This window comes from Mariniblastus fucicola (genome assembly GCF_008087665.1).
GTDB lineage: Bacteria > Planctomycetota > Planctomycetia > Pirellulales > Pirellulaceae > Mariniblastus > Mariniblastus fucicola.
Window position 1 is genome coordinate 3,874,240 of the sequence record NZ_CP042912.1, and the last position, 17,885, is coordinate 3,892,124.

General features: G+C 55.9%; 3 protein-coding genes. 1 reads left to right on the forward strand and 2 read right to left on the reverse strand.

Features of this window, described 5'->3' with window-relative positions:
* Positions 1–2 precede the first annotated feature (2 nt).
* Together MFFC18_RS14170 and MFFC18_RS14175 are read right to left on the reverse strand one after the other, a co-directional pair.
* Positions 3–896, reverse strand: a complete 894-nt coding sequence (locus MFFC18_RS14170) for a DUF58 domain-containing protein (RefSeq protein WP_075085945.1) — start codon at positions 894–896, stop codon at positions 3–5.
* Positions 865–1,872, reverse strand: coding sequence for an AAA family ATPase (locus tag MFFC18_RS14175; RefSeq protein WP_449288517.1), 1,008 nt, complete (start codon positions 1,870–1,872; stop codon positions 865–867). Before MFFC18_RS14175 ends, MFFC18_RS14170 begins: the two co-directional genes overlap by 32 nt.
* A 255-nt stretch (positions 1,873–2,127) precedes the next feature.
* On the opposite strand from MFFC18_RS14175, the gene MFFC18_RS14180 reads away from it, so the two are divergent.
* The gene (locus tag MFFC18_RS14180; protein WP_075085944.1) at positions 2,128–17,859 is read left to right on the forward strand and encodes a putative Ig domain-containing protein; all 15,732 of its coding nucleotides are present in this window, start codon (positions 2,128–2,130) and stop codon (positions 17,857–17,859) included.
* Positions 17,860–17,885: the final 26 nt, after the last annotated feature.

Here is a 17,885-nt window from a genome sequence, read left to right on the forward strand (position 1 = left end):
GGCTATTTCCTCGCCATTCGGCGGCTGAGAAACTGAGCCAACGCCGCGTCCATCGGGTCGGTCGTGCGAACCATCGCGTAGTCGATCGACGCTCTGGCACAGCCACGCCGAACTTCGGCCAGAAACTCATTGATGGCTTCGAGGTAACCGTCTCGCAGCGCTTTCGGATTGCAGTTCAGCTTCGTGTCGGACTCCAAATCCGAAAACCGCGACGAACCCGAAAACGGAAACTCAAGCTCGTCTTCGTCCAACACATGCAGCACCAAAACGTCATGGCCGCGTTGCCGCAAAAGTCGCAGGCCTTTCAAAGTCGACTGGACGTCACCGAACAGATCCGAAATTACGATCATGATGCCACGCCGAGGAAAAGTTTCGGCAGCATCGGAGAAGATTGAACTGAGGTCCGTTTTTCGCTTCGGCGAGGCCGATTCCAGGGTCTGCACGATCTTGTTCAGCTGCATTTTCTTGCTGGAAGTCGGCGTTCGTGAGCAGACTGATTCGTCAAACGTCATGCATCCGACCGCATCCTGTTGCTTCAACACCAGCCAGGCCAACGAAGTCGCCAACGTTGCGGCGTAGTCGAATTTATTGAACACGCCGCGGCCATATTTCATGCTGTTGGAGACGTCGACCAACAGGTTGACTCGCATGTTGGTGTCTTCTTCGTACTGTTTGATCGTGAGCCGGTCCTGGCGAGCCCAGACTTTCCAGTCGACGTGCCGCAGGTCGTCTCCGGGAGCGTATTCGCGATGTTGACGGAACTCGATCGACTGGCCGAAGAAGGGACTGCGATGCATGCCGGAAAGGAAGCCTTCGACAACATGCTTTGCCCGCAGATCAAGTCGCGAGATTCGCTTGATCGCTTCAAGATGCAAATATCTTTTGGAATCGGGCATCGGAAGTCAGCTCGTCCTCTTTCGCGGGAGTGTTTTGAATCAGCTGGTCGATCACGTCGTCCGTTGTCATGCCGTCGCTCTGAGCCGCGAAGTTGATCGCGATCCGGTGACGCAAAACGGGCTTGGCCAGAGCAACGATATCATCGGTGGTGACGTAGGTCCGACCGTACAACAGGGCTCGCGTCTTGCCGCCAAGGATCAAGTTCTGCACGGCTCGTGGACCGGCTCCCCAGCCTACATTGTCCGCTACGAATTCGGGAATACCTTCGGAACCGATTCGAGTTTGACGAACCAGCGTAAGAGCAAACCGAATCACGTGATCAGAAACGGGCACGTCGCGAACGGCGTCCTGCATCCGCAAAATGTCTTCGCCCGAGAGCACGGATTTTACGTCGTGGGTGCTGCGAGCCGTCGTGCGGCGGGCGACTTCGAACTCGTCATCAAACGACGGATAGTCGACGTAGACCTTGAACATAAATCGGTCCTGCTGCGCTTCGGGAAGCGAGTAGGTGCCTTCCTGTTCGATTGGGTTTTGCGTTGCCAACACGAAAAACGGATTCGCCAGTTCGTGCCGAACGCGCCCGACCGTCACGGTGCGTTCTTGCATGGCTTCCAAAAGCGCGGCTTGCGTTTTCGGTGGCGTACGGTTGATCTCGTCGGCCAACACGATGTTGGAGAAAATCGGCCCTTCCATAAATCGACGTTCGCGCGCACCAGTCGACTTGTTTTCCTCCAGGATTTCAGTGCCGGTGATGTCGGCGGGCATCAAGTCGGGCGTGAACTGGATGCGAGAAAAGCTCAGATTCAACGTCCGGGCGATCGTGCTGATCATCAACGTTTTGGCTAGTCCCGGGACGCCTTCGAGCAGACAGTGTCCGCGGCTGAACATCGAGATCAAAATCTGCTCGACCACATCCTGTTGGCCAACAATTACTTGTGAAAGCTCGCCAAGAATCTGCTCTCGGGCTTTCTGCATCAGTTCGACAGCGTCCTGTCCAATCGGTTGGTCGGGCATAGCGGTTCCGTTTTCCATCTTTAGTAACGCGTCCATTGTATCCCAAGCACCACGCTGCGGCATCGGGCCCCAATCAACGGTTTACTTCCTGCCCACACACGTCCGCAACGCCTCCAGCGAGGAAATTTCGAAAAACTGTCCGGTCCAAAGGGACATTTTCGTTTTGATGGTGGGCCCTTATTTCGTGACGGGAAAACCGGGGGAAAGAGAACACTGATGCACAACAAAGATCGCGTGAAGAAGTTACTGGCAGGCGTACTGGGACGAGTAAAACAGAAAAATTCCAGCCGCAGCGAATCACAAACGACCAACCTACAAATCGAGCAGCTCGAGCCTCGAATGATGCTCAACGGGGACGCTCAGGAAGTCCTGTTTAGCGCCGGATTCGAAGACGCCGACGTCGGGGCAGGGCAGTATGCCTTTTTCAATTCTGTATCCGGTTTCACGGCGACGAAGAGATCGGTCGAAGTCCAGAACAACCATCCGGCGGTCGGACCGGCGTCGGAAGGGCAGAAGCATCTTGAACTCGACGGTCGCAACGGAATCTTTGTCAACATCGAGGACGTGCAAGCTGCAAGTCTTTCTCTCGAACTGGATTATTCTCCACGCGCCGGTGCCAGCGTTGCCGAGAACGAAATCGAAGTGCTCTGGCAAGGCGACGTGATTCGTACACTTTCGGGAGACGGAAGCGCGAGCTCGACGACTCAGTTCCGCGCGATCGACATCGATCTGCCAATCACCAACGGCTCCACTGCGGGGCGTCTGGAGTTTCGCAGCAAAGCCTCCGGCGGTCGTGGAATGGGTGGCTTGATCGATGACGTGATCGTTACCGCTACGCTCAGTCCGATCGCGATCGAAAACATTTCCGATCAGGAAGTGCAACGCGAATCAACGCTGTCGGTCGACGCGGATCTGTTGCCTCCTGACGATTCGGCAGAAGTCCGTTTTGAACTGGTGAAGGCGCCGGTCGGCGCAACCGTCAATACTCAAACCGGACAATTCAACTGGCTGGCATCCGACGCCAACATTCAGGCGACTGAAAACCGCGAGTCGCAGACAACGATCGGGCCCAAGCAACTGGTTCTGTTCGCGGGCTTTGAAGATGTTGACGTTGCGAGCGGCCAGTTCGGTTTCTTTGACCGCGTCTCCGGCTTCGACGCGACGGCTCGCAAAGTCGAAGTCCAACACAACCACCCTGCGGTCGGTCCGGCCTCCCAAGCCAACCAACATGTTGAACTGGATGGCCGCAACGGAATCGCTCGCTCGATGGATACCGTTGTGGGCGACCTGTATGAGCTGAAGTTTGATTTCTCTCCCCGCGCCGGCGCGGATTCGGTTGCCAACGCGATTGAAGTGCTTTGGGACGGTAAAGTCATCCACGAGGTCACCGCTGACGGACGCAACAATTCGTCGACCAGCTTTCGCACCGTCACCGTCGACCTGTCCGAATTTTCGGGCGATACGACTCGACTGGAGTTTCGCAGCAAGGCACCGGGCTCGGTTCCCGGAATGGGCGGGCTGATCGACAACGTGCGTGTCACCCGACAGGAAGTTTCCACATCCAGTTCCGACAATCCGTTTGAGGTCATCATTCGGGCGACCGATGACCAGGGACGATCCGATACCGAACAATTCAACATCACGATCACGGATCAGCCCTCAATGGCGGCTCCAGTGTTCGACCCCATCGAAAACCTGACGATCGACGAACTTGGGTCCGTTTCCTTTCAGCTAACCGCGACCGACGCAGACACGCCGACGAATGAATTGCGCTACGAAGCCGTTCGAATCCCGATCAATGCGACGTTGAACCCGGCGACCGGCCAGTTCCAGTGGACTTCGGACGAATTTTCCGGAGGATACTTTTTCAACGTTGACGTAAAAGTCGTCGATACCGATGGTCTGTCGGACCAGAAACGTTTTCGCATCACGGTCAATGAAGTCAACCGCGGCCCGTCGATCGAAGCGATTGATGATTTTGAAATCGAATCTGATTCAACGATGGTCGTGGCATCGAAAGCCAGCGATCCCGATCGACCGCGGGATACGCTTTCCTGGTCGCTGACGGAATCTCCTGATGGAGCCAGGATCAACGGCCAGGGCGTCATTTCCTGGACGCCGACGCAGCAACAAGCAGAAAGCTCCGGTCCTTTCCGATTCACCGTCCAAGTCTCCGATGGAAACGGAGGCATCGCTTCAGAATCGTTTGATGTCTCAATCGACGATCGCAGTCCGGTGTTGGACTTCATTGAAAACCGAACCATCGACGAACTCACGCCGGTTTCGATCCAACTTTCGGCAACCGACCCCAACGGCAACGACGAAGACCTGATCTTCGAACTGATTCGCGGACCGGTAGGTTCAACGCTCGACCCGGACACCGGCGTTTTCGCCTGGACGCCCAACGAATGGGCCGGAGCGGTCGACTTTTTCAACATCGACGTTCAAGTTCGCGACGCTGAGGGGCTGACCGATTCACAGCGATTCCGCATCTTTGTCAACGAAACGAACGTCATCCCGGTCCTCGAAGAAATTGACGATTTTTCGATTGAACCGGGACAGGACGTTTCGGTGCAGGCGATGGCCAGCGACAGCGACGTGCCGGTCGACACGCTCACCTTCTCACTGTCGAACGCTCCCGATGGAGCCACCGTTTCCGACGAAGGCTTGATCCATTGGACGCCGCCGACACCATTGTTCGACGGCACGTTCGCATTTACGGTCACCGTCAACGACGGCAATGGCGGAAGCGCTTCGGAATCGTTCAACGTCACCATCGGCCAGGCAACGGACTCCTTGACGCTGGTCGAAAACGACGACTTCCTGGTCACCCAGTCACGTGAATTTATCGTCGGACCTGACACACAGTCGGTCAGCTTCAATTTTTCAACGCAGTTCGACAAAAGCGATCAGTTCGTCAACGATGCATTCGAAGTGGCACTTGTCGATGTCAATGGCCAACCGTTGGTGCAAACTTTCAACCGCAACCGAGACGCCTTTTTCAATCTGACCGAAGACGAAGCCGCCTCGGTCGGTGTCAACGCGATACAGTCCGGCGATGTGCTGAGCGTGGATCTGTCGCATCTCGAAGAAGGCACCGTTGCGAAACTGATTTTCCGTCTGGTCAACAACGATTCGGATACGCAAACTCGCGTCGAAATCAACAATATCGAAACCAGTTCCAGTGGCCTGAACACGCCGATCGGAGCCAGTTTCAATGAGGTACGGGCGTTGGACGCGGCACCGGACTTCACGCTTTTGCAGGACGTAACGGAAAGCTTTGCGGCCCGCTTCGGGAGGACTTCGTTCAACGAAGACACCAACGCCCTGTTCACGAATATCGCGTTGACGAACGTCGGTCAGGTTGCGGTTTCTGGCCGCATGGTTGCCGCCATCAAGAATATTTCTGATGAGCAAATTCAGCTGATCCAACCGGACGGACGCTTGCCTGACGGACGATTCTACATCGATGTGACTTCCGATTCAGGACAGGTGGCTCCCGGCCAAATGGCTCGAACTCGGGACTTCCAATGGCTTAATGAAGACGCGGAAGCGTTCCAGTTTGAGCTTTCCTTGCTGGCAGAAGTGAATTCGGCCCCGACGGGTTTCACTTCTTCACCTCCCGCTGTCGTCGAAGCCGGAAACACCTTGAATTACAAGGCGGTTGCAACGGATCCGGACGAAGGTCAGCCATTGCGATACAGCATTGTTCGCGGCGACGAAGCGGTTTCGATCGATGAGACCAGCGGTGAGCTTTCGTGGACGACGAACACCGATGACCTGGGAAACCATGGCATCACGATTCGCGCTACGGACCCCTTTGGACTGTATTCCGAACAGTCGTTTGATATCGAAGTCGTCGATTCGCTGCAGAACCGTCCTCCGGTGTTCACCAGCGATCCAGTGACCGAAGCCACCGCGTCGAGCGGCTTTGAGATCACGACGTTTGCCACGGGAGACAATCCGAACGGTGTGACGGTCATCGAAGGCTTCCAGGGGCCAAGGATCGTGACGACCAACGAAGCCGATCAAACGATTGGCGTCTATGCGGGCCAGAACAATGATCGATTTGATGATGCCACCGAGTACTCCACGGGTTTCCCGACGACCAATGGTGAGCTGGTCGATGTTGGCTACGCCATCGACTTGGGGCTGCCTGAACTTTTGACGACCTACGACAGCAACTCGGTCGAGTCCATGGATCAAGGGGATCTCAATGGAGACGGTATCCTCGATTTTGTCGTCATGACAACTTACGATTCGTTTAGTACGGGCGAGCGTTACCAGTTGGTCATCCACGCAATGCTGGGAGACGGTGACGGTGGGTTTGCATCGCCCGAGGAAGTCTACCGGCACAGCTATTCCACGTACACATTCGACACCAGAAACCTGCTGCTCCGCGACCTTAACAACGACGGTGATCTCGACATCGTGACCTCGGAAGTAGCTAGTGATCAACGGCTGATATCCATGCTCGGCAACGGAGACGGAACGTTTCAAACGGCCGTCGAGGCACCCTACACAACTGAACCATTTCTCCAGTTTGTTGCCGCGGATGTCGACGAGGATGGCGTTCTGGACCTGATCGGTCGACGAGGAACCCTTTCACTTGGCGGAGCCCAATATGAACTGGCCTGGTCCAAAGGCCTGGGCGACGGAACATTCGCCGAATCCACTTTCATCCTGGACGCCGAAGGAACCTACAATGCAAATCCAGGCCGTGGATTTGAAGTCACGGACCTCAACGCGGATGGCCATCTGGACGTAGCATTCCTCGGCTCGACGAACTTGCACATCTATCACTCCGATGGACTTGGTAACTTCACGCTGGCCACTGAGTTTCGCCCCTCAGTCGTTTCGCCTGACTTATGGATTCGGGGAGGCGACTTCAACGGCGACGGATTTGCAGACCTGCTTTACAACAACGGGTGGAACGGTGAGTTCATCCTGCTGTCTGGCGATGGAAGCGGCATCGACTTTGGTAGCGAAGTCGTCAATGACGTTGATTCCACGATCGCCAACTATGCGGGCAGCGACTCGCCAGTCGACATTGATGGCGACGGCGATCTGGATCTGATATTTGGAGTCGCCAATAGTGATTACGTCTCGCCGCGAGTCGCATTAAACGATGGCACTGGCAAATTCACCATCACCGAATACCCAATGGTGGATTTTTCACAAACCGCCAGCCAGCTACGTTTTGAGAAGCGTGACGTCGTACGAGGAGCGATGTTCGGCGACTACAACCTCGATGGCGTGATGGACTTCTCCTACTTCACCCAGGGTGGCGACACCAATGGAGTCGGCGTTCGTCTGGGAACGCGGCCCGGCGAGTTTGGCAGCACCCGCGCGATCTCATGGGATACCTCCCGAGCCAACCCGGACGCGACGCCGGGAGATTTCAATGGCGACGGAAACGTTGATCTTGTCGATGTCTACAATGACCAGATTCACCTTGGACGCGGCGACGGCACTTTTGAAGATCCCTTCCCGGCGTTGGGCTTTTTTGCATCCGGATTTGTATCGGTCAGCGATTTCAATCTCGACGGACTCGATGACATCGTTGGCGCTCGTTCGAATCGCTACTTCGTTGCTCTGTCCAATGGCGACGGTACGTTTACGACCAGCGATGACCAGTTGGCGGAAGGCAGTTTCTACGGATACAGCTCCACAATCGCAGCCGACTTCAATGCCGACGGTTATCCAGATTTTGTCGCTAAAACCGGAGTCGAGCGACAGATCGATGTTCATCTGAATGACCCGGAAAATCCTGGCGTGTTCACACGAAGCTTTCGTTACACGTTGCCCGATGGATCGCAGGGAATCAACGTTTCAAACTGGCAGGAGTCCTACGCAACCGCAGATTTCACCGGAGACGGAATCCTTGATCTCTCTTTTGCAGAACGTGACGACTACAACAATGGCGTGATCAAACTTGTCGTCATGGCCGGCGATGGAAACGGAGACTTCACCTTCCATAGCGAACTGGAAGGATTCGATTCGTATTCGCAAAACCTGCCGGCACATTACTATGCCCCGGGAGACTTTAACGCCGGAGATATTGATGGCGACGGGGACGAAGATCTAATCGCGGTCACCAACTATGGGGCCCGTATCTTTTTGAACGACGGATCAGGCAATTTTGAATTTTTCACGCATCTTGATTCTCCAGGAACTCAGCAGCGAGGCCGTGACTCGTGGCTGGTCGATTTCGATCAGGATGGACAACTGGATCTGATCCAAACCGGACTTGTCGGATATGGGCCATTGGTAATCCGACTGGGCAACGGTGATGCCTCATTCCAGGCTCCTCAGACGTATGGTCTGATCGGTTCAGTCCAGGGCATCATATCCCGGCAACCCTTTGCGGACCTTGACGGGGACGGTCAACTCGATTTCGTCTACGGCTCGGACAACGTTGGAAACTACAGAAACGATTCCGCTTCCGTTTACGCTGGCCGCCGAAACGACCTGGTCGATTTGCTTTCAGTCGACCTTGATGGAGACGGCAACCAGGAGCTCCTCGCCGTGCAGGAGCAGATGGATCGCCTGCAAATCTTCCAGGGCGACAATCTCGGCGGCCTGACGCGGCTACCGGATTTGCAAACAGGTCGCGCTCCGCAGGCAGTTACCGTCGCCGATCTCAATGGGGATGGAGTTGTAGAACTGCTGGTTGCCAACCGCGCCAGCCAGAGCATTACGGTTTACACGGGCGATCTGGACGCCGGTTATGCTTCGACTGAAGTTTTCGTCGGCGGTGGTTTGATCGACATCAAAGCCGCAGATGTGAATGGAGATGGGTTCGATGATGTGTTTGCTTTGGATGTGCAGCGCGGCGGACTGTTAAAGTTCATCAGCGACGGCTCGCTGACGTTGACTTCGCCGATTGAAGTCGCTCTCGGCGATACGCCAGAACATCTGACGCTGGCGGATACCAACAATGACGGCACCATCGACGCGTTGATCACGCTTCCCGAAAGCAACCGTTTGATGATCCTTGACGACATCGCGACCGATTCGGGACCCGCTCCTCTGTTCCTTGAATTTGCGACATCGCCCGGAGAAGTCGTCGTTTTGGAACTCAACGAGGACGGAAATCCCGACATCGCGGTGACTTTGCCTGAATCCAACGCGGTCTCTGTGCACTACGGTCGCGGCGACAACCAGTACGCAGCGCCGCAGTTGATCGAAGTCGGAGAAGCTCCTGAAAAGATCACCGTTGCCGATGCTGACGAGGACAGTCGCCTTGACCTGATCGTTGCCAATTCGGGCGACAACACAGCCAGTGTGATCTACAACCGCTTCGATCCGAATGAAGTTTACAGCTACGATGCCGATGCCATCGACCCGGATAACGATGCTGTCTCCTATCGCATCGTTGACGGTCCCGGAGGCCTTTTTATCGACAGCCAGACCGGGGAAGTCACGTGGGCGGCCAGTCCCAATCAGGTTGGGGGGCACACCGTCACGATCGAGGCCAGTGATGGGCGGGGAGGAATCGCAACGCAGACCTACCGCATCGAAGTCGAACCAGCGCGGGAGAACAATACGCCACTGATCGCGACCGAACCGGTGGCAAAAATTGGAGCAGGTGAATCGTTTGAGTATCAAGCCGCCGCGGTGGATGCCGACAATGACGCGCTGCGATATCGAATTCTGTCTGGTCCTGATGGTGCGACCGTTGACCCGGTCACAGGGCTGGTTAGGTGGGACGGCCGAATTGATGGCACGGCGTTTCTGTCACCCGATGGCACGGCAGTCAACCACGGTGACATTGTTACACCCGTCGGGGAAGACAGCTCGATCGCACTGAACACGTTGACCGTCGAAGGATGGTTCAAGCCGGAAAATCTTACTGTTGCAGGAGGAGCGGCGACGCTGTTCCGCTACGGCAGCCTTCTGTCGGAGCCTTTCCATGTCCGCTTCCGCTACAACAGCGAATTGGAGCTGTTCCTGGACCAGGACGGGACCACGACGCAGAGCATTTCCCGGATTCCTTTCGACGTCGAGGTCGATCGTTGGTACCACATCGCGTTATCGGTTGACGACTCAAACCAGACCTTTGAACTGTTCGTCGATGGCAAGTCCGCAATTTCCGGAAATCTGCCTTCCAGCTTCGTTTACGACGAAAGCATGAAACTTGAAATCGGCGGAAATTACTGGGACTTTTCAGGACAGGTCGACAACTTTCGAATCTGGAATACCGCCAGAACCGCGGAACAAATCCGTGAAGGCATGACACGCCAGTTCGATGGCGACGCAAATCTGATGCTGGACTATCGATTCGAAGTCGAAGGTGCCCAGACGGTCCGTGACAACACGCCGTACCGAAACGATGGCTACCTGACGCCCAACGTCGGCACGCCAGAAATTGTTGATGGCGGACTGGCCGAATTCGGCACTTACTCGTTCGTGATTGGCGTCGAAGACGGTCGCGGAGGGATAAGCACACAAGCTTTTGATGTTGAGATTGTCCCGGAACTTCGCGGCGCGATCGAAGGCAACATTTTCGACGACGCGAATGGTGACGGCATCCGCAACGACGGGGCGGGCACCGAACCTGCAGAAGACGGGCTTGGCGAGTGGCTGGTCTTTATCGACGCCAACGACAATCAGTTCGCTGATCCAGAAGAAGTTCAAACCGTCACCGATGCCAATGGAAACTATCGATTGGCTGGACTGTTGCCAGACACCTATCCGGTTCGCTTTGCTCCCATGGCGGGCTTTGAATCCGTCTCGCCACGAAACGTCGAAGTTAACGCCAGCGAAACCACGATCGCAAACGTGGCCGCGATGCAATCGCCGCTTGGCCAGATCCAGGGCCAGATTCGTACAATCGATGGCGAAACAGCCGGTCACTGGACCGCCTACGTCGACATGAACGACAACGGTGTTCGCGACGAAGCTGAACCGATCGCAAACTCCGATCGACTGGGCAATTTCGCCATCACGGGACTGGCTGCGGGAACGTACATCCTCAGAGCAGATCTTCCGGCAGGCTGGTTGGCCGCGGACGGATTCGATGGTGTGGAAGTCGAATTGCTTGAAGACGCGATTGCGGCAGGCAACGACCTGGCCCTCGAGCCTTCAAACTCGTCAGTGACTGGCGGCGTACGCTTTGTCACCACCGCGCCGCAGTCGGTGAGAGCGCGAGACGTATTCCAATACGCTTCGGTTGCGACCAACATCAACGGCGCCCCAATCCAATACGACCTGTCGCTGGCCCCGGAAGGGCTGACCATCGATCCGGAGAATGGACGAGTCACGTGGCAGCCAACGATCGGTCAAGCCGGACAGCATTCGGTGATCCTGCGAGCCACCGACGCTTCCGGTTCGATCTCATTGCAATCGTTCACCATCGAAGTCGTCGCTCCAAACACCGCTCCGGCGATCACTTCCACACCACCGGCGTCCGGTTTCATTGGCAAGACGTTTGTCTATCAGGTTCACGCGCAGGATGGCGAACTCGATTCGTTGACATTTATGCTGGCCGCTGCTCCGGCGAGTGTCAACATGGATGCCGAAGGCCTTATTGAATGGACGCCGGATGCATCGGGAGAGGCTGATTTTGAAATCCTCGTCGTCGATTCGGCTGGCAACGATTTTCGTCAGACTTTCACCGTCGATGTTTCGGGCGACAATCCTTCGGTGACGCCGTTTACTATTGAGCCCGCCCGAAAATCGATCGGGCTGGGCCAGACTTACCTGAGCAAGATCGCCGGCGAGGATTCTCTGGGCAGGCCGCTAAGCTGGACGCTGGTTAGCGGACCAGCCGGATTTGAAGTCGCAGCTGACGGAATGTTGAAGTGGACTGCAAACTCGATCGGCAACGAAGCCATCGAGCTACTTGCAACCACAGTCGACGGCGAATCGGAATCCTACACCTTCAACCTCGAAGTCATCGGTTACCCGGTCATCAACACTCCGTCGATCGTTTCCGAGCCGACGCTTTCTGCCACCATCGGCAATGCATACGCCTACGATGTCGAAGTCGCGAATGTTGTTGGCGAATTGCTGACCTTCACCATCGTCGATGGCCTCATTGGAGCCAGCATTGACCCGGATCGCGGAACACTACGTTGGACACCGGAATCGGATCAGCTTGGCGAAAGCGACTTTACAATCGAAGTCGTCAACGCGAATGGCGAATCGACCTTTCAGGAATTTACCGTTTCCGTCACCCGGTTCGGCGGACCGCCACGGATCGTTTCCACGCCTCCGACAGAAGCCAACGTCGGTGGCTCATTCCTCTACACCATCGACGCCGTTGACACCGAAGGCGACCCACTGACGTATCGCCTGTTGCAGGCTCCTGCCGGAATGTCAATCAATGAAACGACGGGTGAATTTTCGTGGACACCAACCGCCGGTCAAGTTGGACTTCGTCGGACCGTGATCGAAGTCGCCGACGGAATCGGAGGAGCCACAACGCAAGCCTTCGCCATCCTCGTTGGCGATGGTGTCGTCAACCTGGCACCTGACTTCTCCTCGGAAGCACCGCGATTCACGGCCGTCGGCTCGAACTACACCTATCAGCTTGAGGCCACCGATGCGGAAGGCACCGAGCTAAGCTATGCCGTCTCGCGCGGACCGACTGGCCTGACGATCAGCGACTCCGGACTGGTTTCGTGGACGCCGGCCGATGGACAGGACGGAAAGTTCGTTGTCACGTTGCGAGTCACCGACGAAGGCGGCGCGTCGTCGATTGAGTCCTTTGAACTGGATGTGCTTGCCGAGAACCGGGCTCCTGTCGTCAACAGTTCGGCACCGACAACAAGTGTCAAAGGCGTGGCGTTCCGTTACGATTTGCTGGTCAACGATGCCGACATTGATCCGCTGGCGTTTGCGCTGCTTGCTGCTCCAGAAGGAGCCGAAATCAATGCTTTTGGTCAGATCGTTTGGCAAACGGACGATGCCGATTTGGGAGACCACCAGTTCGCAGTCGAAGTCACCGATCCGCGAGGCGGTATCGCGACCCAATCGTTCACGCTAAATCTGGTCGCCGACACCGAAGGCCCGAAAGTTAGCCTGATCGAAAATTTGGGTGAAAGCTCCCGCAACGTTTTGCCGTGGCAAGGCCCGTTTGTGGTTTACGCTCGAGCCATCGACAACGTGGGCTTGGCGTCGTTGACACTTTCCGCCAACGGCCAGGACATCCCGCTTTCCGCCAACGGAACCGCGGTGTTTACTTTCGAGGACTGGCTTTTTGAAAGCATCAATGTCACAGCGACTGCCGTGGATACAAGCGGCAATGTCACAACCAAATCAATAAGCTTTGACTACGATGTGCCCGAAGGCTGGTCGACGAATCCCGGCCCGGAAGTTCCAACGGCGATCATCACCAGCCCGGCCGACAGCGGTACCGCGACGGGATTTGTCTCCATCGTCGGCACGGCCGATCACGAAGACTTCGGCGCATACGTTTTGTCATACCGGTCCGTTGACGAAAGTTCCTTCACCGAGATCACTCGCAGCACCGACGCAGTGGCCAGCGGTGAACTGGGAGTCTGGGACACCAGCATGCTCCGCAACGGCGAATACGTGATTCGCTTGCAAGTCGCCACGACCGAAGGCGCGGCGAACGTGGTCGAGCATCGTGTTGGCGTTTCCGGCGAGTTGAAACTTGGGAACTTTCAGTTGGAGTTTACCGACATGGTGATTCCGATTGCCGGCATTCCAATTGAGATTACCCGCGTGTACGACACGCTTGACGCCGACGTTGAAGGCGATTTCGGATACGGCTGGCGACTTGAGTTCCGCGACACGGATTTGCAGGTTGGGTTGCCAAAAAGTGGCCTTGAGGATATCGGCATCTATCCTGCACTGCGGCCCGGAACCAAAATTTATCTCAACATTCCCGGGGAAGGCCGTCAGGGATTCACGTTCAATCCGGACATACAGGTTTTGCCCGGCTTTGGAGGCAACAATCTGGTTTTGGCGAGACCACGTTTCACTCCGGATCCTCGTGTGACCGCGACTTTGTCTCCCGGCACAAGCGGCTACCTCCAGGTGAATGAACTGGGTGAGTTGTACGCACCCGGCGGCATTCCCTACAACCCCGCCAGCCCCGATTTCGGCGGCGCGTATCTGTTGACGACCCGTGAAGGCATCACCTATCGGATCAATGGTGCTGATGGAAAGCTGGAATCCGCGACGGATCGAAATGGAAACGTTACCGAGTTTTCGACGGCCGGAATCGTCGGCGAAGGCAGTGAAGAAGTCCGCTTCGAGCGGGACGCACGAGGCCGCATTGTTTCGATTACGGATCCTGCAGGAAACAGGTTGCAGTATTCGTACAACGATTCGGGCGACCTTGAGCGAGTTGTCGACCGCGAAGGCAACAAAACAGAGTACTCCTACAACTCGAACAACAGTCACTATCTCGAATCAGTCGTTGATCCTCTGGGGAGAACGGGAACTCGCGCTCAGTACGATGCCGAAGGACAGTTGACGTCAGCAATCGATCTTAACGGACGATCGATCGAGTTCACGCGTGAGCCCGGTAGCAGCATTCAACGGGTTGTCGACAAAAATGGCAATGAAGAACTGGTCGAGTTCGACAACCAGGGGCGTGTCATCAGCCAAACCGACGGGCTTGGCAACACGCGGCGTTTCGAATACGGTCCCAACGGATTTCTGGCGAGGCAAACCGATGAACTTGGGCATGTGACCACGTACACGTACTCGGCACGCGGCGACCTGCTTTATTCAACCAATGCACTTGGTGCGACTTCCCGCTATTCGTATAACGAGTTCGGGCAGATAATGAGCATCACTGATGCCGTCGGCGACACTCAGACGATGGAGTACGATTCGAACGGCAACCTGATTCGAAGCGTCGATAGCCAAGGGCGAGTCTCTTCCAACGAGTACGACGAACAGGGCAACGTGATTCTGCAAATTGATACCGCGGGCGGCGAAACTCGCCACACTTACGATGCTTCCGGTCGTCTAGCAGGCACGACGGATTCGAACGGAGTGACGCGAGTATTTGAAGTCGATGCCAACGGAAATCCGGTTGGAGATCAGGTCACCGTTGTTCGCGATGGCGAAACGATCACGCTTGAGTCCACTTTGGTTCGCGATGCCAACGGCAATGTCACTGAGAACATTGATGCTCTCGGGCAAACGTTTACCCAGCAGTACAATGGTCTTGGTCAAGTAACGCAACTGACCAACCAGACAGGAAATTCAGTCCAGTTTGAAGGCACTGACCATTCGGCTCCAGAGCAATACGTCTTCGATGACGGCTCATCAGCCGGCTACGAGTTTGATGGCAACGGAAACGCTGTGTCTTACGTGGATCAGGAAGGCAACGTTACTCGCTATGAATACAACGAGCGGAATGAGTTGATCCGGATTATCCTGCCGGATGACACTCCCAACGACGACAACGACAACCCGTTCCAGATTTTCGAGTACGATTCGGCCGGACGCCAGATTGCTTCGGTTGACGCCCTGGGGAATCGAACAGAATACGAATACAACGCGGTTGGTCAACGAATTGCCGCCACCGACGCCCTGGGCGAAAGAACCTTTTGGCTCTACGATGCCGTTGGCAGAGTCGTTCAGCAGACTGACCCGTTGGGGCGGACCACCCGCTTCTCTTACAATTCGCTTGGCCAACTCGTCGAGACGCGTTTCGCAGATCAGACGACTGAAACACGAGGCTACGACGCCAACGGAAACCTGGCGGTGGTGACCAATGCAGCGGGTCAGTCGACACGATTCGTTTATGACAGCAACAATCTGTTGATCAAGTCAATCACTTCCTCTGGTTTCATTACTTCCTATGAACGCGATGAATTTGGCAATGTGATTCGCCAAACCGATGCCAACGGCCATGTCACCAGCTATGACTTCAATGCCTTGTCCCAGCAAACTTCAACGTCTCGACCGTTGGGACAGAACTCTTCCATCGTCTATGACGAAGCCGGTAGAGTGCTCGAGCAAACAGACTTCAACGGCCAGACCACCCGTTTTACTTACGACGATCTCGGTCGGCCCGTAAGCCAGGAATTCGCTGACGGTTCAACGTTGGAGGTGACCTACACTCATTCCGGCCTGCGATCGACGGTGACCGATTCCAATGGCACGACCCGATTTGAATACAACGCCGCCGGGTTGATCGCCGCGCAGGTAGAACCCGATGGGACTCGTGTTGACTATCGCTACGATCTGGCCGGCAACCTAGTCGAAATCCAGACTCCTTTCGGATCCACAAACTACACCTACGACGAGCTGAATCGGATCGTTTCGGTTCAGTCTCCGACCGACGGGCTCACCCGCTACACCTACGACCCCGCGGGAAGATTGCTTGCCACCGAACATGCCAATGGCCTGATCGAAAGACTGAGCTATGACTCGCTGGACCGGATTATCGAAATGTCCGTCGAAGCAACTGACTCGACTATTATCCAACAGGTAGGTTTCTCCTACGACACCGTCGGCAACCTTGTCGAGAAAATTGACGGCAACGAAGTAACCCACTACCAGTACGATGCGATGAACCGCCTGGTCGGTGAAGCGACGTCGCGCGACGGTGTGTTGACCACAGAGTCTTTCTGGGAGTACGACGCGGTTGGCAATCTGCTCAGAGAAGTCATCGATGGATCGGAAAGCCTTTATCGGTACGACGCCAATGACCGACTGATTGAAATTTTCACAGCCGGCCAAACAGAGACTCGTACCTATGACGCCAACGGAAATCAATTGACGGCAACGACTGGAGGCCAGACGACCGAGTTTGTCTGGGACGCTCGCGGTCGCATGGTTGAGGTTTCAAGTTCCGTCGGTGATTCCACGTACGAGTACAACGCGGACAACCTTCGCGTCGCGATTGATTCCGATGGCGAGCAGACTCGATTCCTGTGGACATCGGCTCTGGGACAATTGCCCGAAGTCATCGCTGAGTACGGCGACGGGGAGGCCCTGCAGTTTGTCTATGGGTCAGGTCGCGACGAAATCATCGTCGACGGCGAGCAATACAGCGTCCATTCGGATCGGCTGGGCAGCACCCGTTTGATTACCGACGAATCCGGAGCCACGATCAACGAGTATTCGTACGACGTCTGGGGAGAGTTGCTGGATTCTACCGAAGGCATTGAAAACGGGTATCAGTACACCGGCGGCTACTTCGACGAAGCTTCCGAAACGACCTACCTGAGAGCACGCTATCTGGACAACGACACTGCGCGATTTGTGTCGGTTGATCCGTTCGAAGGCAGGCTCACCGATCCGCAGTCTCTTCACCGATACCAGTACGCACACCAAAACCCGCTGACGTTTGTCGACCCCACCGGCGAAGTCACTGAATTGGCGAAACAGATGGTTGTGCTTTCTGCGAAATTGACACTCGCCGGAATTGTTGCCGCAGGATTACAGTACGCGTGGAGCAGGGCGATTGGTGGCGACCCGGTCGAGTGGCAGGGCGTAACGGGGAGTGCAAGCTTCGGCGCGACCGTTGGCTATGAGAACAGCTTTGCCGAAGCCGGCTTTACTGGAGGATTCGGGGGCGCCGCGACCGCTTTGATCTCGACGCCATTCACCCAGAGTGGTGAGGACCAGACAAGCTACGGAGCCGGCCTGGTACACATCTTCGCCAATACGGGCGCTGCGATTGCCTTGAAGGCCGATGGTGGTGCCGGGGTCGGCGGCGTTTCGGTCAATACGCCTGGGGCGGGCTGGATCAAGAACCTTGGCGTCTATCGCTTCGGTCCGACTTACGCCGTTCTGGCCGACTACAACGCAGCATCGGGCGTCGGACGTTCGTACGGGGCGTTCCTGCAAATTGGATTCGGCAGTGGCAACGCCGCGGGGCTTTCGATCAGCACATCAGTTGGCGGATCGATCAACTTCGTCGGTGGCGTCACCATTCCAATCGGCGAAGGAGCAGCGGGAAGTGAAGCTTACCAGCAAGCGAGAGCCTTCATCAGCAACTTCTCATAGCTCAGTTTCAAAATGGTCACGATCAT

Coding starts and splice junctions, on each gene's coding strand:
- MFFC18_RS14170 (WP_075085945.1), bottom strand. CDS start 896: ATGCCCGATTCCAAAAGATATTTGCATCTTGAAGCGATCAAGCGAATC.
- MFFC18_RS14175 (WP_449288517.1), bottom strand. CDS start 1,872: ATGCAGAAAGCCCGAGAGCAGATTCTTGGCGAGCTTTCACAAGTAATT.
- MFFC18_RS14180 (WP_075085944.1), top strand. CDS start 2,128: ATGCACAACAAAGATCGCGTGAAGAAGTTACTGGCAGGCGTACTGGGA.